Origin of the sequence: Nocardia sp. NPDC056541 (assembly GCF_042794235.1) — a bacterium.
Classification (GTDB): Bacteria; Actinomycetota; Actinomycetes; order Mycobacteriales; family Mycobacteriaceae; genus Nocardia.
This window is the reverse complement of sequence record NZ_JBHTUD010000011.1, coordinates 212,193-232,869: the sequence shown is the minus strand read 5'-3', so window position 1 is coordinate 232,869 and position 20,677 is coordinate 212,193. Positions and strand designations below refer to the sequence as shown.

The following is a 20,677-nucleotide window of genomic DNA, read 5'->3' as shown; positions in this document are numbered from 1 at the left end:
GTGTACCTCTTATTTTTTTATAAACCCCCCGTCCATACCGACCCCCACCACCCCGCCCCCCCCCACATCTTGTTAATCCCCCGCCAAACCCCCCCCCTCCTCTTCGGGGTGGTCCCCACGTCTCGGGCTCAGCCCAGGCAGCCCGGGCCGAGTAGCGCTTTCAGGTCTCCCATCAACGCGGAGGAGGGAGACACTCGCCAGGCGTCGTCGAGTTTGAGCATGGTGGTCTTCTCCCGGGCGCCGACATGGCGGATGAAGACATCCGAGGTGCCCTGGTGCCGGGTGAGGACCTTCTTCAGCTCACCGAGCTTGTCGGGCGTGCACATCCGGGTCGTCATCACCACCGCCACCGGCTTGGCCACGCCGATGGCCGAGAGGTCGGGAACGACGAGGTCGTTGGCGATCAGGGAGATGCGGTCGTCACGCACCGAGACGCGGGCCTTCACCAGCACCACGGCGTCTTCGACCACATCCATGCCGTACACCGAGTACGACTGTGGGAAGAACAGCACCTCCACGCCACCGGTGAGGTCTTCCAATTGGGCCGAGGCCCAGGCCAACCCGTTCTTGTTGATCCGGCGGTTCACCGAGGCGAGGATGCCACCGATGGTCACCTGCGCGCCGTCCTTGACGTCGCCTTCCAGGATCGCCGGGATGGGGGTGTCGACCTGCGCTGCCAGCACGTGCTCGACGCCGTTGAGCGGGTGGCCGGACACGTAGAGCCCCAGCATCTCCCGTTCGAGGGCGAGTTTGTGCTTGGTCTCCCATTCGTCCTCGGGGACTTTGACATTGAAGACCGACGCCATCGAGTCGTCGCCGTCGCCGAGGCCGCCGAACAGGTCGAACTGGCCGATCGCCTCGGCCTTCTTGGTCGACATCACCGCGTCGATCGCGTCGGAGTGGATCAGCAGCAAGCCCTTGCGCGGATGCCCGAGGGAGTCGAATCCGCCTGCCTTGATGAGGGATTCGGTGACCTTCTTGGAGCAGGCGATCGCGTCGATCTTGTTCAGGTAGTCGGAGAAGTCGGTGAACTTCGACTTCTCCTTGCGCGCGGTGATGATCGAGCCGACCACGTTGGTGCCGACGTTGCGGACCGCGCCGAGACCGAACCGGATATCGGTGCCGACAGAGGCGAAGTTCAGCTCCGATTCGTTGACATCGGGCGGCAGCACCGTGATACCCATCTTGCGGCAATCCGACAGGTAGATGGCGGCTTTGTCCTTGTCGTCACCGACGGAGGTGAGCAGACCGGCCATGTACTCGGCCGGGTAGTTGGCCTTGAGGTAGGCGGTCCAGAAGGAGACGAGGCCGTAGCCGGCCGCGTGCGATTTGTTGAACGCGTACCCGGCGAACGGGAGAATCGTGTCCCACAGCGCCTTGATGGCGGGCTCGGAGAAGTCGTTGGCCAGCATGCCGTCACGGAAGCCGGCGTAAGCCTCTTCCAGGACGGACAGCTTCTTCTTACCCATGGCGCGGCGCAGGATATCGGCTTGGCCGAGCGAGTACCCGGCCACCTTCTGCGCGATCTGCATGATCTGTTCCTGATAGACGATCAGGCCGAAGGTGTCGGCCAGGATCTCTTTCAGTGGCTCTTCGAGTTCGGGGTGGATCGGTTTGACTTCTTGCCGGTTGTTCTTGCGGTCGGCGTAGTCGTTGTGGGCGTTCATGCCCATCGGGCCGGGGCGGTACAGCGCGAGGACGGCGACGATATCGCCGAAGCCGGTGGGTTGCATGCGGCGCAGCAGGTCGCGCATGGCGCTGCCGTCGAGCTGGAACACGCCGAGGGTGTCGCCGCGGGCGAGCAGTTCGTAGGTGGCCGGGTCGTCGAGCGGCAGGTTGTCCATGTCGAGATCGATGCCGCGGTTGGCCTTGATGTTCTCCAGGGCGTCACCGATGACGGTGAGGTTGCGCAGGCCGAGGAAGTCCATCTTCAGCAGGCCGATGGCCTCGCACGACGGGTAGTCCCAGCCGGTGATGATCGCGCCGTCCTGGGCGCGCTTCCACACCGGGATCGCGTCGGTGAGCGGCTCCGAGGACATGATGACTGCGCAGGCGTGCACGCCCGCGTTGCGGATCAGACCTTCCAGGCCTTTCGCGGTCTCGTAGATCTTGGCGATGTCGGGATTGGAGCCGATCAGTTCGCGGACCTCGGCAGCTTCCTTGTACCGCTCGTGGTCGGGATCGGTGATGCCGGAGACCGAGATGTCCTTGGCCATGATCGGCGGCGGCAGCGCCTTGGAGATCTGGTCGGCGATGGCGAAACCGGGCTGGCCGAACAGGACTCGCGCGGAGTCCTTGATCGCGGCCTTGGTCTTGATGGTGCCGAAGGTGATCACCTGGGCCACGCGGTCGCTGCCCCACTTCTCGGTGGCGTAGCGGACCATCTCACCGCGGCGGCGATCATCGAAGTCGATATCGATATCGGGCATCGACACGCGCTCGGGATTGAGGAATCGCTCGAACAGCAGACCGTGCGGGATGGGATCGATATTGGTGATACCCATCGCGTAGGCGACCAGCGAACCGGCGGCCGAACCACGACCGGGACCGACCCGGATACCGACCTCGAGCGCGTGCTTGATCAGGTCACCGACGACGAGGAAGTAGGCCGGGAAACCCATCTCGCAGATGACTTTGAGTTCGAAGTCGGCACGGTCGAGGTATTCGCGCGAGGGACCGTCCGGAAAGCGGCGATCGAGACCGTCGAGGACTTCCTTGCGCAACCAGCTGGCCTGGTCGTGGCCTTCGGGCACCGGGAAGATCGGCATCCGGTCGCGGTGAGCCCACACGTCGTCGTAGGACTGCACCCGCTCACCGATGAGCTCGGTGTTGTCGCACGCACCGGGGACCTCGGCATCCCAGATCGCACGCATCTCCGCGGCGGACTTGAGGTAATAGCCGTCACCATCGAACTTGAAACGGGTCGGGTCCGACAGCGTCTTACCGGTCTGAATGCACAGCAGCGCTTCGTGGTTGACCGACTGGTCCTTGGTGACATAGTGGCAGTCGTTGGTGGCGATCGGCGGGATGCCGAGCTGCTTGCTGATGTCGATCAGGCCCTCGCGGACCCGGCGCTCGATGGACAGACCGTGGTCCATCACCTCGAGGAAGAAGTTGTCGGCGCCGAAGATCTCCTGCCACTTCGCGGCGGCTTCGAGCGCTTCGCGGTCGTGGCCCAGACGCAGGCGGGTCTGTACTTCACCCGACGGGCAGCCGGTGGTCGCGATGATGCCCTCGGCATGCTGGGCGATGATCTCCTCGTCCATGCGCGCCCACTTGCCGAGCTGGCCCTCGATCGAGGCGAGCGAGGACAGCTTGAACAGGTTGCGCAGGCCGGTCGCGTTCTCGGCGACCATCGTCATGTGGGTGTAGGCACCCGAGCCCGAGACGTCGTCGCCCTTCTGACCCGGATCGCCCCACTTCACCCGCTTGGTGTCGAAGCGCGAGCCCGGTGCGATGTAGGCCTCGATGCCGATGATCGGCTTGATGCCCGCCTTCTTGGCCGAGTTGTAGAACTCCGAGGCGCCGTACATGTTGCCGTGGTCGGTCATGCCGACCGCGGTCATGCCCAACCGATCCGCCTCCGCGAACAGCGGCGAGATCTTCGCCGCTCCATCGAGCATCGAGTACTCGGTGTGGTTGTGCAGGTGAACGAACGATCCGGACGGAGCCAAGACGGTCCTTCCTCCCATAGAGTCGGCGGGGGTTGGCCTTGGCATTCTATGCACGGGGGTCCGACAGATTCGGCACGCCACGAACCGCGCCTGGGCGAGGGGCGGCGTGTCGTGGTGAACGTCACCGACGGGCCCTCGATCTCGCGAAGAAGGCGGCCTGATCCGATTCCGGCGCTCGCCCCGACATAATCGATCGGTGCACACCGATCGGCCGACTCGATGACCCCCTTCATCGTGGCCGCCGCGGCCCTCGCCCTGCTGGTCGTGGCGTTGCTGGTCTGGCGGCGAACCCAGCGGGTCGTCACCACACCCGCCCAGCGGGCCGTCCACCAAGCACTGCACACCGCGTCGCTGGCCGCCGTGCCGTTGCGGCGCGGGCTGACCGAGGAGTCCGCGAGTGAAGCGGCGCCACACCTGCGGGCGCTCGCGGGTGCCGAGGCGCTGGGTGTGGCCGATGCCGAGGGGACGCTGCTGGCGTGGGACGGTCCGCAGACCGGGATGTTCGCCTCGTTCGCCGAGGCGGCGCGCCGCGCCGTCGCCGATGAGCGGCCCGTGCTGGTCACCGGTGACGAGCACACGTTGATCGCGCAACCGTTGCCGATCGACACGGGGGCGGCGGTCGGTGCGCTCGGCATGGTGACGACCGGGAAGCCGGGGCCCGGCATGCTCGGGGCGGTCGCGGAGGTGGCGCGCTACGCGTGTGGACAGCTGGAACTCGCCGAGCTCGACGCGTCGAGGGCGCGGGTCGACCGGGCGGAATTGCGGGCGCTGCGAGCCCAGATCAGCCCGCATTTCATCTACAACGCGCTCAACACGATCGCCTCGTTCGTCCGCACCGACCCGGATCGGGCTCGCGAACTGATCCTCGAATTCGCCGACTTCACCCGCTATTCCTTCCGCGCCGCAGGCGAATTCACCGTGCTCGCCGACGAACTACGCAACATCGAGCGATATCTGGCATTGGAACAGGCCCGCTTCGGCGACGCGCTCGACGTGCGGCTGCGCATCGCACCAGAAGTTCTCGGTGTCGTGCTGCCCTTCCTCGCCTTGCAGCCACTCGTCGAGAACGCGGTCCGGCACGGCCTCGCCGGCGGCGGCCGAGGCGGCCAGCTGAGCATCGTCGCCACCGACGCCGGCACCGACTGCCTGATCAGTGTCGAAGACGACGGCATCGGCATGGACCCGGACCTGTTGCGCTCCGGCGCACTCGACGCCGTCGACACCGGCTCCGGCCCCGCCCGCACCGGCGAGGCGGCCCACGTGGGCCTGGCCAACGTCGACGACCGCCTCCGCGCCGCTTTCGGCAACGACTACGGCCTGGTCGTGGAAACCGCACCCGGCGCAGGCACGAAAGTCAGCATGCGGGTCCCGAAGTTTCGCGCCGGTATTCGGGCCTGATCCCGGTCTCATGGCGGCGTTCGGCACCGCCGCCGACCCTGCCGGTTACGATGGATGGGTTGTGACTTGGAACACCGATGAACCCTCGACCGCTCTGCGGGTGCTCGCCGTCGATGATGAGAAACCGGCGCTGGACGAGCTCGTGTATCTGCTGAGCACGCAGGCGGGAGTCGGTGAGATCTATCGGGCCGGTGAAGCGACCGGGGCTTTGCGGTTGTTGCGGGCACATCCGATCGACGCGGTATTTCTCGATATCGATATGCCGGGGCTCACGGGGATGGAATTGGCGGGAATCCTGTCGGAATTCGCTGAGCCGCCCGCGGTGGTGTTCGTGACCGCCCATGATGATCACGCGGTGGCAGCCTTCGATCTGGGGGCCGTGGATTACCTGTTGAAGCCCCTGCGAGGTGCTCGATTGGGTGAGGCGGTGCGACGGATTCTGGCGGGGCGTATTTCGGTGCCCGCGACGGTCGTGGCGCAGTCCGCGCATCCGAGCGAGGTGATTCCGGTGGAGCTCGGCGGGGTGACCACCTTGGTGAACCGGGCTGATGTGGCGTGGGTCGAAGCGGATGGGGATTACGCACGGTTGCACACCGGCAGCGGGTCGCATTTGGTGCGAATTCCGCTGTCGGCGCTGGAATCACGGTGGGAGGATGCCGGATTTCTGCGGGTGCATCGGTCCTATCTGGTGGCCTTGCGGTTGGTGACCGGGCTGCGGAGCGCGGGCAACGCGACGGTGGTGTGTCTGCGGGCCGAAGGGGCGGCCGGCGCGGTGGAATTGCCGGTGAGTCGTCGCCAGGTGCGCGAACTCAAGCAGCGGCTGGTGCACGGACCTCGACAGAACTGGTCACAGCGATGACGGGTCCGCAGCGACCGCCGCGGGAACGCGTGGTGCTGGCGCAGCGGCGGGGTGCGCGCCAGGTGCGCACGCGCACGGAGATGGTCGAGCAGACCGACCTCGGCACGGCGCTGATCGGTGGGCTGATCCGGGCGCAGCTGGGCCTGGCATTGCGCCTGGGCCTGATGGTGGCGGTCGGGTTCGGCGCGCTGCCGGTGCTGTTGCGCGTCGACGCGATCGCCGAGGCGACGGTGGCCGGCATCCGGCTGCCCTGGCTGATTCTCGGCGTGCTCGCGTTCCCGGCGCTGTACGCGGTGGGGTGGTCGTATGTTCGCCTCGCCCAGCGCAACGAAGACGATTTCCTGGAACTGGCCGGGGACTGACACATGCCGTACGAGCTGTCGACAGCGCCGTATGGGCCTGTCCGCGCCCGCGGATCGAAACCGGCACCGTCGGGCGGGCCGAGCTCATGAGCCCCGACAATCCGGCGCTCACGGTCGCCGCACTGCTGCTGGCGGCGCTTGCCACTGTCGGCATCGGGTTTTATGGAGTGCGCCTGTCCCGCACGACTTCGGATTTCCTGGTCGCGTCACGCACGGTGGGTTCGCGATGGAATGCCGCAGCGGTCTCCGGTGAATATCTTTCCGCCGCTTCCTTTCTCGGCGTCGCCGGACTGATCGCCAAATACGGTGCGGACGCCCTGTGGTATCCGGTGGGTTTCACCGCGGGCTATCTGGGCCTGCTGATGTTCGTGGCCGCCCCGCTGCGCCGATCCGGTGCGTACACCGTGCCGGACTTCGCCGAATTCCGGTTGGGATCTATTCGGTTGCGGCGCATGGCCGCCGGTCTCGTGGTGCTGGTCTGCGCGGTGTATCTGATTCCGCAGTTCCAAGGAGCCGGATTGACGCTGCACATTCTGCTCGGCGTACCCGCCTGGGTGGGGGCGGTCGCGGTGGGCGCGATCGTGTCGGCGAATGTGATCGGCGGCGGCATGCGGTCGGTGACCCTGGTGCAGGCATTCCAGTATTGGCTGAAATTGACCGCGGTGGCGGTACCCGCATTGGTGCTCGGAATGCATTTCCTCGCCGACGAACGACCGGTCGCCACCCCGGTGCCACCCACGGTCGACGAGCGCACCACCGTCGACATCTCGACCGATGTCGTCGTGCACCTGGACGTTTCGCAGCAGGTGACGATCACCGGAACACTCGACGGACACCCCACCGCGGGCCCGGTCGTGCTGACACCGGGCAATCACACCCTCGACGAAGGCACCGAACTGATCCTCGCGCCGGGCTCGGCCGTTCCGGTGGTGGCCGGCGCACCGGCCGACGGCGCCGGCTGGGTGGCGCCCGGCGGCGGATTCGGCGGGGAACACCCGCAGTACCAGGTGTTCTCGCTGATCGTGGCGACCTTCCTCGGCACCATGGGATTACCCCACGTGCTCGTCCGCTTCTACACCAATCGCGACGGCCCGTCCGCGCGCCGGACCGCGCTGACGGTGATCGGGCTGGTCGGCGTCTTCTACCTGTTCCCGATCCTGCTCGGCGTCTTCGCCCGCCTCTACGTGCCCCAACTGCTGATCACCGGCGCCTCCGACGCGGCCGTCGTGCTGCTGCCCGGTGCAGTGCTCGGTGGCCTCGGCGGACAGCTGCTGGCCGCGCTGGCGGCGGCCGGGGCGATCGCGGCATTCCTGTCCACCTCGTCGGGGCTGCTGGTCAGCTTGGCGGGAGTGCTCAGTACCGACGTGCTGCGCGGCCGGATCCGGGACTTCCGCCTCGCCGCCCTGGTCGCGGGCCTGGTCCCGCTGACACTCGCGGTCACCGTGGCGTCCCTGGATCTGTCGCGCACTGTCGCCCTGGCCTTCTCGGTGGCCGCGTCGACGCTGTGCCCGCTGCTCGTGCTCGGCATCTGGTGGCGCGGACTCACCGCGACCGGCGCGGCCGCGGGCATGCTCACCGGCGGGGTCACCGCGGGCGGCGCGACCGTGCTGGCGGTGCTCGGTGGCGTCTCCCCCGACCTGGCGAACGGCTGGCCGGCCGCGATCGTCGACTATCCGGGCGCGGTCAGTGTTCCGCTGGCCTTCGCGGTGACCATCCTGGTGAGCCTCGCCACCACGGGTCAGGATCCCCGGGCGGTGGCGGGGGTGTTCCTGCGCATGCACGCCCCCGAACGGCTCGGGATGAGTGCCGATCGCGACCCCGAAACCGCCACTCATCGGTGATCTCGCACCGACCGTTCGTCGCACCACACCGACCGCTCACCGCACGGGCGGCCACCTTCACCGAGTGACCCACGCCACACCATCATGCGCCCGCGTCCGGGGACCTACCGTCATCTCCACGCACGACCCCCCCTTCACGCTAGGACGACCGGCATGACCCAAACCGACACCGAGGCGCCAGATCCGCGCACGCCGAGTGCCGACGAATGGCTCGCGGTACAAGCAAGTCCGCAGTTCCAAGATCTGCGAAACCGGCTGCGCCGCTTCATCTTCCCGATGACCGCGCTGTTCCTGGTGTGGTACCTGAGCTATGTGCTGCTCGGCGCGTACGCGCACGACTTCATGGCCCAGAAGGTCTTCGGCAACAGCAACGTGGGCCTGCTGCTCGGACTCGGGCAGTTCGTCTCCACGTTCCTCATCACCGGGCTCTACGTCCGTTTCGCCAACCGTGAACTGGATCCGCGCGCCGCGGCCATCCGCGAAGAACTCGAAGGGGGCCAGGCATCATGAGCGTCACCCTTGCCGCGTCGTCGACGGTGGGCAATCCCATCGCCAACATCGCCATTTTCCTGCTGTTCGTCGCGGTCACCATGGTGGTGGTGATCCGGGCCAGCCGCAACAACGCCAGTGCCGCCGACTATTTCACCGGCGGACGCGGCTTCTCCGGTCCGCAGAACGGCATCGCCATCGCCGGTGACTACCTGTCGGCCGCGAGCTTCCTCGGCATCGCGGGCGCGATCGCCGTCTACGGCTACGACGGGTTCCTGTATTCGATCGGGTTCCTCGTCGCCTGGCTCGTCGCGCTGCTGCTGGTGGCCGAAATGCTGCGCAACACCGGCAAATTCACCATGGCCGACGTCCTCAGTTTCCGACTGAAGGAAGGCCCGGTGCGCACCGCGGCCGCGCTGACCACCCTCACCGTCTCGCTGTTCTATCTGCTCGCGCAGATGGCGGGCGCCGGCGGCCTGGTGGCGCTGCTGCTCGATATCTCCAGCCGCACCGGGCAATCCATCGTCATCGCGGCCGTCGGTGTGCTGATGATCGTGTATGTGCTGGTCGGTGGCATGAAGGGCACCACCTGGGTGCAGATCATCAAGGCGGTGCTGCTGATCGCGGGCGCCGCGCTGATGACGGTGATGGTGCTGGCGAAGTTCGGCTTCAACTTCTCCGACATCCTCGGTGCCGCACAGGAATCGGTGAGCGAGTCCACCAGCAAGGCGGTCGCCGCCCGCGACGTGCTCGCGCCCGGCGCGCAATACGGCGGCAGCGAGATGTCGAAGCTGAACTTCCTGTCGCTGGGCCTGGCCCTGGTACTCGGCACCGCGGGTCTGCCGCACGTGCTGATGCGCTTCTACACGGTCCCGACCGCGAAAGAGGCTCGGCGCTCGGTGGTGTGGGCGATCGGCCTGATCGGCGCCTTCTACCTGTTCACCCTGGTGCTCGGTTACGGCGCGGCGGCCATCGTGGGCCCGGACAGGATCCTCGCCGCGGCGGGTGGCCAGAACTCGGCGGCGCCGCTGCTGGCGTTCGAACTCGGCGGGGTGATCCTGCTCGGGGTGATCTCGGCGGTCGCGTTCGCGACGATCCTCGCGGTCGTGGCCGGTCTCACCATCACCGCGTCGGCCTCGTTCGCCCACGACATCTACGCCAGCGTGCTCAAGAAGGGCAACGTCGACGAGGTCAAGCAGGTGCGGGTCTCGCGGATCACCGCGGTGGTGATCGGTGTCCTCGCGATCGGTCTCGGCATCCTCGCCAACGGCCAGAACATCGCGTTCCTGGTGGCGCTGGCGTTCGCGGTGGCGGCGGCGGCGAACCTGCCGACGATCCTGTACTCGCTGTTCTGGAAGCGCTTCAACACCACCGGTGCGCTGTGGTCGATGTACGGCGGCCTGATCTCGACCATCGTGCTCATCGTGTTCTCGCCCGCGGTGTCGGGCAACAAGACCGCGATGATCAAGGGCGCGGATTTCGACTGGTTCCCGCTGTCCAACCCGGGCATCGTGTCCATTCCGCTGGCCTTCGTGCTCGGCATCCTCGGCACCTACCTGGGTGGCCGCGGTGAGCAGGTCGACCAGGCCAAGGCCGCGGAGATGGAAGTCCGGTCCCTGACCGGCGTCGGTGCGGAGAAGGCGATCTCGCACTGACGCCAACCCTGCCCGTGCCGGTGGTTCGCCCCACCGGCACGGGTTGTACCCCCATGCTTTTCGAAGGAGAGATTCTTGTGACCAGTTACCCGCCCGCCCCGGAGTTCGTCGCGCAGGCCAATGCCGATGCCGCGCTGTACGAGCGGGCGCGCACCGACCGCGACGGTTTCTGGGCCGAGCAGGCCAACCGGCTGCACTGGCACAAGCCCTTCACCGAGGTACTCGACTGGACCGACGCGCCGGTCGCACGCTGGTTCGGCGACGGCGAGCTCAACGTCGCCTACAACTGCCTCGACCGCCACGTCATCGACGGCCACGGCGACCAGGTCGCCATCCACTGGGAGGGCGAACCCGGCGACTCCCGCGCGATCACCTACGCGGAGTTGCTCGATGAGGTGTGCAGGGCCGCGAACACTTTCACCGCGTTGGGACTCGAGGCGGGCGATCGCGTCGCGATCTACATGCCGATGGTGCCCGAAGCGATCGTGACGATGCTGGCATGCGCACGGCTCGGTCTCACGCACTCGGTGGTGTTCGCCGGGTTCTCCCCCACGGCACTGCGCCAGCGGGTCGACGACGCCGAGGCCAGGTTGATCGTGACCACCGACGGGCAGTGGCGTCGCGGCAAGCCCGCCGCGCTGAAGTACGCCGTCGACGAGGCGCTGGGTTCGGATCCGTCGAGCGTCGAGCATGTGCTGGTGGTGCGCCGGGTCGGCCTCGACGTGCCGTGGACCGAGGTGCGCGATCTGTGGTGGGACGAAACCGTCGCTGTCGCTTCGCCTTCCCACGAGGCACAGCCCTTCCCCGCCGAGCACCCGCTGTTCATCCTCTACACCTCCGGCACCACCGGGAAACCCAAGGGCATCCTGCACACCACCGGCGGATACCTCACCCAAACCGCCTACACCCACCACAACGTCTTCGACCACAAAGCGGGACAAGACGTCTACTGGTGCACCGCTGACATCGGCTGGGTCACCGGGCACAGCTACATCGTCTACGGTCCCCTCGCCAACCGCGCGACGCAGATCGTGTACGAGGGCACTCCGAACTTCCCTGACGAGAATCGTCATTTCGAGATCATCGAGAAGTACGGCGTCACGATCTATTACACCGCGCCGACATTGATCCGCACGTTCATGAAGTGGGGCCGCGACATCGCCGACGCGCACGATCTGAGCACGCTGCGACTGCTGGGCTCCGTCGGCGAACCGATCAACCCCGAAGCCTGGCGCTGGTACCGGGAAGTCTTCGGCGCCAACGAGACTCCTATCGTCGACACCTGGTGGCAGACCGAGACCGGCGCCATCATGATCGCGCCACTGCCCGGCGTCACCGACACCAAGCCCGGCGCCGCGATGGGCCCGCTGCCGGGGATCTCCGCGAAAGTCGTCGACGACGAGGGCACACCGCTGGGTCCCGACGGGTCCGGTCTGCTCGTCCTGGATCAGCCGTGGCCGTCGATGCTGCGCGGCATCTGGAACGACATGGACCGCTACCGCGAAACCTATTGGCAGCGTTTCGCTTCCGAAGGCTGGTATTTCGCCGGGGACGGTGCCAAGCTCGATGCCGACGGTGATCTGTGGATTCTGGGGCGCGTCGACGACGTGATGAATGTGTCCGGTCACCGCATCTCCACCGCCGAGGTGGAATCCGCGCTCGTCGGGCACCCGGCCGTCGCCGAGGCCGCGGTGGTCGGTGCGTCCGACGAGACCACCGGGCAGGGAATCGTCGCCTTCGTCATCCTCACGGGATCGGCGGCCACGGCCGACGGGCTCGTGTCGGAGCTGAAGGCGGCGGTGTCGCTCGAGATCAGCCCGATCGCGCGGCCACGCGAAATCCACATCGTGCCGGAACTGCCCAAGACCCGCAGCGGCAAGATCATGCGCAGGCTGCTGCGTGATGTCGCCGAGGGACGCGAGCTCGGCGACACCTCGACACTGGTCGATCCGACGGTGTTCGAGTCGATCGCCACCGCGTGACGGCAGGACAACAGCCCGCGCCACCGGTCGGTGGCGCGGGAAGCATCGGCCGGCCCCTGTCACCGTGGACCGAACCCGAACCTGCCGAAAGGACACAGCGTGAGCGCGCCGGATGGACGTAGTTCGCGCGGCACCGGGCATGCTGGGACGGTGGAGATACCTATGTTCCCGCTGGGAGCGGTGCTGCTACCCGGTGAGTCGTTGTCGTTGCAGATCTTCGAGCCGCGGTACGTAGCGCTGATCGAGGACTGCATGGACGGTCGGCGGGAGCCGGAATTCGGTGTCGTGCTGATCGCGCGCGGGCACGAAGTGGGCGGCGGTGAGGTACGCACGGAAGTGGGCACCGTCGCCCGGATCACCGAGGTCATCGAATTGCCCGGCTCGCGATACCGGCTGCGCTGCAAAGGAACCGACCGCATTCGCATCGAGAAATGGCTCGTCGACGCGCCGTATCCCCAGGCGGAAGCCGAGACCTGGCCGGACGACCCCGGCCTCGACGACAGCGCGTTGCTGGCGGGTTTGCGTGAACGCGCGGACCGCCTGCACACCCTCACGGCCCAGTTCGCGCGACGCAACGGCATCCGCCGTCCGCCGCCGTCGGCCTCGCTGAACGATCTGTCCGATGATCCGACCACTCGCTCCTACGAGCTCGCAGCTCGCCTGCCGATCGGGCCGACCGACCGTCAGTCGGCCCTGTCCGCCCCGAACGCGCACAGCCGGCTCGAGGCCCTGTCCACCTCCGTCGACGACGCGATCGCGATGATGGAGTTCCGCCTGCTGTGACGTCAGCCCGCCGGCGCGATGGTGATCACGATCTTCGCGCGGGCGTGTTCGGTCTCCATGTACTCGATGGCGGCCGGCGTATCCGCCAGTGGGTAGGTCCGGTCGATGGCCGGGCGGAGCAGGCCCGACTCGATCAGTTCGCGAAGCTCGGTCAGCGACTCCGGCGTCTGCTCCGCCAGCGGAGCACGGACGGCCGGTTTCACGAACGGTCGAGCCAGCTGACCGCGCGCGAGCAGGCCGACCGGGCCGAACCAGTTGCCGCCGTCGAAGTTGCCGCCACCGGACAGGACCAGCGTGCCGGTGGGTTCGACCAGGCGGAGCAGTTCCCGCAGCGTCCGCGTACCGGCCAGGTCGAGGACAGTGTCGTAGCGGCCGGTCAGAGTGTCGCGGGTGTAGTCGACGACGTGTTCGGCGCCGAGTCTGCGCGCCGCCTCGACATTGCGGGTGCTGCACACCGCGCTGACTCGCGCACCCCGCGCTCGGGCGATCTGAACCGCGAAGGTGCCGACGCCACCGGACGCGCCGATGATCAGCACCCGCTCGCCCTCGCCGACGTGACGCAGGCAGGTCAGGGCGGTGTTCGCGGCCAACGGCACCGCCGCCGATTCCTCGAAACTCAGGTTCGCCGGTTTCCGATCGAGCAACCCCCGCGGCACCGCGACGAATTCCGCGAACGCACCGCTGACCGCCTCCCCGAAGACTTCGTCGCCTACCGCCAGCTCCGTGACACCGTCCCCCACCTCCTCGACCGTCCCCGCGAAATCACCGCCCGGCACCGGATTCGCCGGCCCCCGTCGACCGAAGACCGACCGGTCCATCCACCGCGCGATCTTCGGATCGCCCCGCATCACATGCCAATCCCGCGCATTCACCGACGCGGCGCGAACGCGCACCAGCACCTGCCCCGCTCCCACCGGCGGCCGCCCGATCTCCGCCGTCGCCAACATCGCCGATGACCCGTATACCTGCTGCACGATCGCCCTCACACCGAGAACGCTAGGCGCCCGACCCGCCCACCCACATCAGGGAATTCCCCGATGTCTCCGGAGATTTCACGCCAGGTGCGGAATTGCCCGCGTGGCACCGAACGCTTCGAAATCTCGAGGAATCGGTCGAACCGCGAGGGGGTGTGGGCCGTTGACAGGGAAGGAGCCGGTGGGCATGGGGCCACGGACCGGCGGCCGCACCAACGGAAGCGGAGAACGACCGATGACCATCAACGATTTCTCGCTGAACCGCCGCACCGTCGTGGTGGGTGTCGGCGTCTTGGCCGCCGCGGCGACGATGACCGCGTGCAGTGCCGACGACAACACCGAGTCGGCGGCCGCCGCGTCACCCGAACCGGGGGCGCCGGCGGGTGCGCTGACCAAAGCGGCGGATGTTCCGGTAGGCGGTGGGGTGATCGTCGGTGACACCGTCGTCACCCAGCCGACCGCGGGTAATTTCATCGGGCTGTCGTCGACCTGCACGCACGCTGGATGCAAGGTCGCTACGGTGGCCAGAGGCACGATCAACTGCCCCTGCCACGGCAGCCGATTCGAGCTCGACGGCGCGGTGCGCGGCGGTCCCGCGACCGAGCCGCTGCCCGCCAAACCTGTTCGCGTCGAGGGAGACTCGATCGTTCCCGCTTAGACGCGCGGCACGCCCGCACTGCGGTCCTCGCCGACGGTGCGGGCGTGCCGTTCAGCTCAGCCGGCGGCGTCCATCATTTCGGACATACGCCGTTCCATTTCTTCCGCCGAGACGTCTTCGATGTGGGTGGCCACGGTCCAGCGGTGACCCCACGGGTCCTCGAAGGCGCCGCTACGGTCGCCGTAGAACTGGTCGGTCATGGGAGTGATGGCGGTAGCGCCCGCGTCGAGGGCCGCGCCGAAGGCAGCGTCGGCGTCGGCGACGTAGACCATCAGGTTCACCGGCGAACCGCCGACGGCCTTCGGGTCGTTGAAGCCGATCTCGGGGACCGGATCGCCCACCATCAGCACCGAATCGCCGACGAGCAGTTCACTGTGGACGATGGTGCCACCGGGGCCGTCCATTTTCATGCGCACAGTGGCGCCGAAGACCGCGGTGTAGAAGTCGATCGCGGCGGCCGCTCCCACGCACGCCAGGCCGGGACAGATCCGCGGATAACCCTCGGGAAAAGGGGAAACATCAGACATCGGATACCTCCGTGTCGAGAGTGATGCTCGGACGACCACCAGCGTATTCCCCTCGCCTGATCGGGAAAAGGGCCTCGCCGTTTCGGCCGTCCGATGAGATCAGGACTAGTAGAACTCGTTTTACTCCTGTAGAACTTGTCTCAGGTTTAGAACCTGTTTCAGTTTTGCTGCCGAAGTCGGAGGGCCGGGACGTGCGCTACGGGGTTGTCTTGTTCACCAGTGACCGGGGCATCGCGCCCGCCGATGCGGCCAAGGCCGCCGAGGACGCCGGATTCGACGCGTTCTACGTCCCCGAGCACACCCATATCCCGGTCGTGCGGGCCGCGGCCCATCCGCAGACCGGCGACTCCTCGCTACCCGACGACCGGTACCTGCGCACGCTCGACCCGTGGGTCGCGCTGGCCACCGCCGCCGCGGTCACCGAGCGGATCACCCTGTCGACAGCGGTCGCGCTGCCCGCCGAACACCACCCGATCACCCTCGCCAAGACCATCGCCTCGCTCGATCACCTGTCCGGTGGACGGGTGGAGCTGGGCGTCGGATTCGGCTGGAACACCGACGAACTCGCCCATCACGGCGTTCCGGCGAACAAGCGGCGCACGGTGTTGCGCGAGAACCTCGACGCGATGCGGGCGCTGTGGTCGCAGGAGGAAGCAGAATTCGCCGGCGACTTCGTGAAGTTCGGCCCGAGCTGGTCCTGGCCGAAGCCGGTACGCGCCGGGGTTCCGGTGTTGCTCGGAGCGGGCGGTACCGAGAAATCGTTCGGATGGCTGGCCGCCAACGCCGACGGTTGGATCACCACCCCGACCGAAGGTGACCTGGGCGCCAAAGTCGATCTCCTGCACCGGGTCTGGAAGGAAGCAGGCCGCGAGGGCACCCCGCGGGTGATCGCGCTGGCCGGTCGTCACAACGCCGAGCAGCTCGCGAGCTGGGCCGACCAAGGCGTCACCGAGGTGGTCTTCGGGCTGCCCGACAAGAGTGCCGACGAGGTCCGTGGCTACCTCGGCCATCTCGGCGGGAAACTCGCCGTATCGGCGTGAACCCGAGCCGGTCTCAGCCGCGGAGTTTGCGCACTTGCGCCGCGGTGAGATCGGCGAGTACACCGGGATCGACGACTTCCGGTGCCGTGACGACAACCTGAACCAGCGTGTTCCCCACTTGGACAAGCGAGGTCGCCGACGTGAGGGTGAGCCCCTCACTCGTGGCGGTCAGGGTGAACGCCGAGCCCGCGTCGCCCGCGACCGGCTGCGCGAGCGCGCTGGTTCGATACTCGATCCGCACGCCCGCATCGTCGCCGGAGTAGCTGGTACAGCGCCGAGGCTGCGCCTGGAGCGCGTCGAATGCCGGCACCAGCGCCGCGTCGGAGTAGCTGGCGGCGTCGATGTCGATGGTGGCGAAGCTGGGCCCCGCGAACTGCACCGACGCGGCGGCAGCCGACCCCGGCCACTGCTGCGCGATCGGTGAGAGCAGGCGCCCACAATCCGGCGGATCCGTCAGCGCCGCGGGCGGCACCGCGGGCTCGTCGGATTCACCGCGCGACGGTACGACCGCGAAATCACCGGGCAGATCGGTAGCGGCGAGCAGACCGGCCGACAACTGCGCCGCATCGCTGATCACGGCCCCGGTTCCCGGTGCGGCCGTGACGGCGGCGGAGAACGGACCCGATCCCGGCGTGTCCACCGTGTCGTCGGACCCACAGCCCGCAACGCCGACCAACCCGACACACGCCGAAACCACCGCGCCTACGCGCAGCGAATCCGCCCGCATCATTCCGTCCAGGAGACGCGGGTCGACTGCGTCTGCACCAAGGTGCTCACACTGCGGGCGTCGCGGTAGGTCTGCTGTCCACCGATCTCGATGGAACCCGAAACCGGCAGTGGCATACCGAGATCGATGGTGATCGAGCCGACGCCTTCCATGACGTAACCGTCGATGTCGAGCTCACCGGCGTCGTTGGGCAGCTCCCACACGTTGTCGGTTGGCGTCTGATTCACCTGGAGATCGATGGTGAGCCGGTCGCCCTCGCGGCTGGTGAGCGTGGCGGTGGTGATCTGGTCCAGGGTCACCCCGCCGGTGATCTGCTGGTGCACCGTCCAGACCGCGCCGACGCCGACGGGCTGGTCCGGGAACGCGATCGACTGGTACACAGCCTGATAGAAGGCCTGTTCGAGCGCGGCCCGCGCGGTGTTCGGGGTGTCCGGCGAGGGCGCCATGCGCAGCTCGGTGATCGCACCGAAATCGCTCATCCCCAAACCGGCATGTGAACCGTCGGCAGAGGTGAACGCCTTGTTGAGCGCGGGGTCGGGCGTGGTGACCGCACCGACGGTGAGATCGACGCCGTCGGCGCCCGTGCGCGCGGTCATCGGGATGGTCAGCGCGGCAGGCGAGAAGTCGCGAGCGGGCTGATCGTTGACCTGCTGCTGGATCCGGTAGTCGGTGCGCAGCGTCACCTCCTGCGTGGTGCCCGCGGCATAGCGCGGCCGCAGCAGATCGCGCGGCTCCTCGCCGGGCGAGACCATCGTGGTGACCGCGGCCGAGATCGGCACGGTGACTTCCTTGCCGATACCGAGCGGCTCGGTGCCGTCGACCTCCGCGGCAGGGGCCGAGCGATCGGCGCAGCCGGCGCCGAAGGTCGCGAACCCGAGCACGAGCGCCACCAGTAACACCCCGGGGCGCGCGATGCGGGGTAAGCGAGATCTAGACAACACCGTCACAGCCATCAGGGTACGACCGCTTCCTGAGTAACACCTGGGACTCCTCGGCACCGCGGCGCGGGCCGGATCGCCACTAGGGAATGATGGACGCGTGAGTGAAGACCGGCCAACCGACAACGCTGCTGTCCCCGAGACCGGCGACGACTCAGCCACACCGTCGGCGGCTGCCGTGCCCGAGACGGCCGAGACGGCGAAACCCGCTGGTCGCCGTCGTTTGACGACGTTGCTGATCATCGCCGTCGTGCTGTTCGGGCTCGACCTGCTGACCAAGTGCCTCGCGGTCGCCTTCATCGACCCGGGCGAATCGGTGCCGATCATCGGCGATTTCGCGCGGTTCACCCTGGTCCGCAACCCGGGCGCGGCGTTCTCGATGGCGACCGGCATGACCTGGCTGCTCACCCTGATCGCCGCCGCGGTGGTGATCGGTGTGATCCGGATCGGACGCACCCTGCGATCACTGTGGTGGGCCATCGGCCTCGGCATGGTCCTGGGTGGCGCGCTGGGCAACTTGGTCGACCGGCTCTTCCGATACCCAGGCCCGCTGCAGGGCCATGTGGTCGACTTCGTCGCCGTCGGCTGGTGGCCGGTCTTCAACGTCGCCGACTCGGCCATCGTGTGCGGGGCGATCCTGCTGGTCGCGCTCACCGTGTTCGGTTTCGAACCGGACGGCACCCGCAGCGGTCGCAAACACACCGAGGAGACCGCATGAGAGAAACCAGGACAATGCCCGTTCCCGACGGACTGGACGGGATGCGGGTGGACGCGGGACTCGCCCGCTTGCTCGGTCTCTCACGGACCGCGGTCGTGGCGCTCACCGAGGACGGCTCGGTGCAGATCGACGGCGTCGCCGCGGGCAAGTCCGACCGGCTGACCGCGGGCGCGTGGCTGGAAGTGATCTTCCCCGAACCCAAGCGCGAGCTCACGGTCGAGGCCACGCCGGTCGACGGGATGAACATCCTCTACGCCGACGACGACATCGTGGCCGTGGACAAGCCGATCGGGGTCGCCGCGCACTCCGGCGTCGGCTGGACCGGTCCGACCGTGGTCGGCGGCCTGGCGGCGATGGGTTACCGCATCTCCACCTCGGGCGCGCACGAACGCCAGGGCATCGTGCACCGGCTCGACGTGGGCACCTCCGGGGTGATGGTGGTGGCACAATCCGAACACGCTTACACGATGCTCAAGCGCGCCTTCAAGGAACGCACGGTCGACAAGCAATACCATGCACTCGTGCAGGGACACCCGGATCCGAGCAGCGGCACCATCGACGCGCCGATCGGGCGTGCGCGGGGCAATGCCTGGAAGTTCGCGGTGACCGGCGACGGCAGGCCCAGCGTCACCCACTACGACACCATCGAGGCGTTCCAGGCCGCCAGCCTGCTCGACGTCCACCTCGAGACCGGCCGCACGCACCAGATCCGGGTGCACTTCTCCGCGGTCCGCCACCCCTGCGCGGGTGACCTCACCTACGGCGCCGACCCGACGCTGGCCAAACGCCTCGGTCTGGAACGGCAGTGGTTGCACGCGCGTCAGCTCGGCTTCCACCATCCCGCCGACGGTCGCTGGCTGGAGATCACCAGCGAGTACCCCGACGATCTGGCGGGCGCCTTGGACGTACTACGCAATGCCTGACGACCCGCGGTCGTCCGAACCGGCGCCGGATACGGCGTCGGACGACCGCGGGAATTCATCGGCCGGGCAGGCGCCGCGGGACGGTGGTCCGGGTTCGACCGCCGAGGACCTCGGGAACATGCCCGCCGAATCGACTGCCGCCGAAGATGATTCAGCCGACCGGCAGATGTCGCTGCGCAACTCGGTGATCTTCGGGATCGCGGCTGTCGGCGCGGCGATCCTGTTGGTGATCGCCTTCCGCGAGCCGCCGCCCGCGTCGGCGGTGGCCACCGATCGACTGGGGCCCGCGCCCGGCGAGCAGGTCGAGCACTACCTGGTCGACGCGAAGGCTTCCCTCGACGGCGCCGATACCGACCAGCACTGGGCGCTGGTGTCGTTCACCGAATACATCGCACCCCAACAGCTTCCGGCCACGGCCGACGGCTTGCGGATCTCCGGGGTGATCCAGCACGTGCCGGTCGACCGGGTGCAGACACCGGTGATCACCGTCGCGACGCCGGGCGGTGACGAACCCGCGGTGAAGTCCGGCGAGGCAGCCGCGGGATTGGTCGCGGCCCAGCAGTTCCGCGACGAGCGCAGCGCCGCGATCGCGCACGTCACCGAGAGCCGCCTGCGTGCGGGCTGCGCGTGCACGGCGGGCCTCGTGGTGCGCGGCACCCTGCCCCAATTACGTGACCTGGCAACACAACCCGGCGTCAGAGCAGTGCAGGCGTTGCCGGCCGACGCCGTCGCGGGACGGTTCGCGGTGAGTCCCCTACTTCCCGGCAGCAGCGACACCGTCACACCGAGCCCCGACGACGGCCCGGTTCCCACCGAGTAGGTCCGCGCCGCTCGATCGCGCCGAGCCGCTGCGTCTACGGCCGATCACTGCCGCGACGCGTCTCGGCCATCACCCACAGCTCGCGGGCCCGGTCGACATCTCCGGCCTGGTCATAAGCGGCTGCCATCAATTCCAGCGCATCGACGTCGAGCCGATCGATCTGCCCGATGAGGTCGGCGAACAGATCATCCAATTCGTCGGGGGTCACCGGGTGGTCCCGAGACGGTGCGACAGCGGCAGCAATACCTCCATAACCGGCAAAGGTACTCCAACACCGAATGTTCGTCGGGCACAAGGGTTCTCGAAACC

19 protein-coding genes are annotated in these 20,677 nt (G+C 67.7%); 13 read left to right on the top strand and 6 right to left on the bottom strand.

Going from position 1 to position 20,677, the window contains the following annotated elements:
- Positions 1-128 precede the first annotated feature (128 nt).
- Positions 129-3,692 carry a DNA polymerase III subunit alpha gene (gene dnaE, locus ACFQ9R_RS21225; protein WP_378992645.1) on the bottom strand — a complete coding sequence of 1,188 codons (3,564 nt, stop codon included), beginning with the start codon at positions 3,690-3,692 and terminating at the stop codon, positions 129-131.
- A 201-nt stretch (positions 3,693-3,893) separates the two neighbouring features.
- Here dnaE and ACFQ9R_RS21220 point away from each other — a divergent pair, with 201 nt between their 5' ends.
- The 8 genes from ACFQ9R_RS21220 to ACFQ9R_RS21185 all read left to right on the top strand — a co-directional run bounded on the left by ACFQ9R_RS21220 (position 3,894) and on the right by ACFQ9R_RS21185 (position 13,043).
- The gene (locus ACFQ9R_RS21220) at positions 3,894-5,072 is read left to right on the top strand and encodes a sensor histidine kinase (protein ID WP_378992643.1); all 1,179 of its coding nucleotides are present in this window, start codon (positions 3,894-3,896) and stop codon (positions 5,070-5,072) included.
- 61 nt (positions 5,073-5,133) lie between these two features.
- Positions 5,134-5,931 (top strand): LytR/AlgR family response regulator transcription factor, encoded by a 798-nt coding sequence (locus tag ACFQ9R_RS21215; RefSeq protein WP_378992641.1) that lies wholly within the window; start codon positions 5,134-5,136, stop codon positions 5,929-5,931.
- A complete protein-coding gene (locus ACFQ9R_RS21210; protein WP_378992638.1) occupies positions 5,928-6,293 on the top strand; it encodes a hypothetical protein in 366 nt (121 codons plus the stop codon). The genes ACFQ9R_RS21215 and ACFQ9R_RS21210 overlap by 4 nt, the downstream gene beginning before the upstream one ends.
- Positions 6,294-6,379: 86 nt before the next feature.
- Positions 6,380-8,134 (top strand): cation acetate symporter, encoded by a 1,755-nt coding sequence (locus ACFQ9R_RS21205; protein WP_378992636.1) that lies wholly within the window; start codon positions 6,380-6,382, stop codon positions 8,132-8,134.
- 153 nt (positions 8,135-8,287) lie between these two features.
- Positions 8,288-8,644 (top strand): DUF485 domain-containing protein, encoded by a 357-nt coding sequence (locus ACFQ9R_RS21200; protein ID WP_378992634.1) that lies wholly within the window; start codon positions 8,288-8,290, stop codon positions 8,642-8,644.
- On the top strand, positions 8,641-10,278 hold the full coding sequence (locus ACFQ9R_RS21195; RefSeq protein ID WP_378992633.1) for a cation acetate symporter: 1,638 nt from the start codon (positions 8,641-8,643) through the stop codon (positions 10,276-10,278). Before ACFQ9R_RS21200 ends, ACFQ9R_RS21195 begins: the two co-directional genes overlap by 4 nt.
- A gap of 77 nt (positions 10,279-10,355) precedes the next feature.
- Positions 10,356-12,260, top strand: a complete 1,905-nt coding sequence (gene acs / locus ACFQ9R_RS21190) for an acetate--CoA ligase (RefSeq protein ID WP_378992631.1) — start codon at positions 10,356-10,358, stop codon at positions 12,258-12,260.
- 162 nt (positions 12,261-12,422) lie between these two features.
- Entirely contained in the window at positions 12,423-13,043 is a 621-nt protein-coding gene (locus ACFQ9R_RS21185; protein WP_378992630.1) for an LON peptidase substrate-binding domain-containing protein, read from the top strand.
- 2 nt (positions 13,044-13,045) lie between these two features.
- Here ACFQ9R_RS21185 and ACFQ9R_RS21180 read toward each other — a convergent pair whose 3' ends face one another.
- Positions 13,046-14,029, bottom strand: coding sequence for an NAD(P)-dependent alcohol dehydrogenase (locus ACFQ9R_RS21180; RefSeq protein ID WP_378992628.1), 984 nt, complete (start codon positions 14,027-14,029; stop codon positions 13,046-13,048).
- A gap of 223 nt (positions 14,030-14,252) precedes the next feature.
- Here ACFQ9R_RS21180 and ACFQ9R_RS21175 point away from each other — a divergent pair, with 223 nt between their 5' ends.
- Positions 14,253-14,675: a ubiquinol-cytochrome c reductase iron-sulfur subunit gene (locus ACFQ9R_RS21175; protein WP_378992626.1), complete on the top strand. Its 423-nt coding sequence runs from the start codon at positions 14,253-14,255 to the stop codon at positions 14,673-14,675.
- A 56-nt stretch (positions 14,676-14,731) separates the two neighbouring features.
- On the opposite strand, the gene ACFQ9R_RS21170 is transcribed toward ACFQ9R_RS21175, so the two are convergent.
- The gene (locus tag ACFQ9R_RS21170; RefSeq protein WP_378992624.1) at positions 14,732-15,202 is read right to left on the bottom strand and encodes a VOC family protein; all 471 of its coding nucleotides are present in this window, start codon (positions 15,200-15,202) and stop codon (positions 14,732-14,734) included.
- Positions 15,203-15,393: 191 nt separating this feature from the next.
- Here ACFQ9R_RS21170 and ACFQ9R_RS21165 point away from each other — a divergent pair, with 191 nt between their 5' ends.
- Entirely contained in the window at positions 15,394-16,242 is an 849-nt protein-coding gene (locus tag ACFQ9R_RS21165) for a TIGR03619 family F420-dependent LLM class oxidoreductase (RefSeq protein ID WP_378992623.1), read from the top strand.
- 13 nt (positions 16,243-16,255) lie between these two features.
- Here the strand turns inward: ACFQ9R_RS21165 and ACFQ9R_RS21160 are convergent, their stop codons facing one another.
- Positions 16,256-16,972 carry a hypothetical protein gene (locus ACFQ9R_RS21160; protein ID WP_378992622.1) on the bottom strand — a complete coding sequence of 239 codons (717 nt, stop codon included), beginning with the start codon at positions 16,970-16,972 and terminating at the stop codon, positions 16,256-16,258.
- Complete coding sequence (locus tag ACFQ9R_RS21155; protein ID WP_378992621.1) at positions 16,969-17,922, bottom strand: hypothetical protein; 954 nt, start codon at positions 17,920-17,922, stop codon at positions 16,969-16,971. Before ACFQ9R_RS21155 ends, ACFQ9R_RS21160 begins: the two co-directional genes overlap by 4 nt.
- Positions 17,923-18,007: 85 nt before the next feature.
- Between ACFQ9R_RS21155 and lspA the strand changes: the two genes are divergently transcribed.
- The 3 genes from lspA to ACFQ9R_RS21140 all read left to right on the top strand — a co-directional run bounded on the left by lspA (position 18,008) and on the right by ACFQ9R_RS21140 (position 20,368).
- On the top strand, positions 18,008-18,625 hold the full coding sequence (lspA, locus tag ACFQ9R_RS21150) for a signal peptidase II (RefSeq protein WP_378636736.1): 618 nt from the start codon (positions 18,008-18,010) through the stop codon (positions 18,623-18,625).
- The gene (locus ACFQ9R_RS21145; protein WP_266299589.1) at positions 18,622-19,548 is read left to right on the top strand and encodes an RluA family pseudouridine synthase; all 927 of its coding nucleotides are present in this window, start codon (positions 18,622-18,624) and stop codon (positions 19,546-19,548) included. The genes lspA and ACFQ9R_RS21145 overlap by 4 nt, the downstream gene beginning before the upstream one ends.
- 118 nt (positions 19,549-19,666) lie before the next feature.
- A complete protein-coding gene (locus ACFQ9R_RS21140; protein ID WP_378992618.1) occupies positions 19,667-20,368 on the top strand; it encodes a hypothetical protein in 702 nt (233 codons plus the stop codon).
- Positions 20,369-20,402: 34 nt separating this feature from the next.
- Here ACFQ9R_RS21140 and ACFQ9R_RS21135 read toward each other — a convergent pair whose 3' ends face one another.
- A complete protein-coding gene (locus ACFQ9R_RS21135; RefSeq protein ID WP_378992616.1) occupies positions 20,403-20,576 on the bottom strand; it encodes a hypothetical protein in 174 nt (57 codons plus the stop codon).
- Positions 20,577-20,677: the final 101 nt, after the last annotated feature.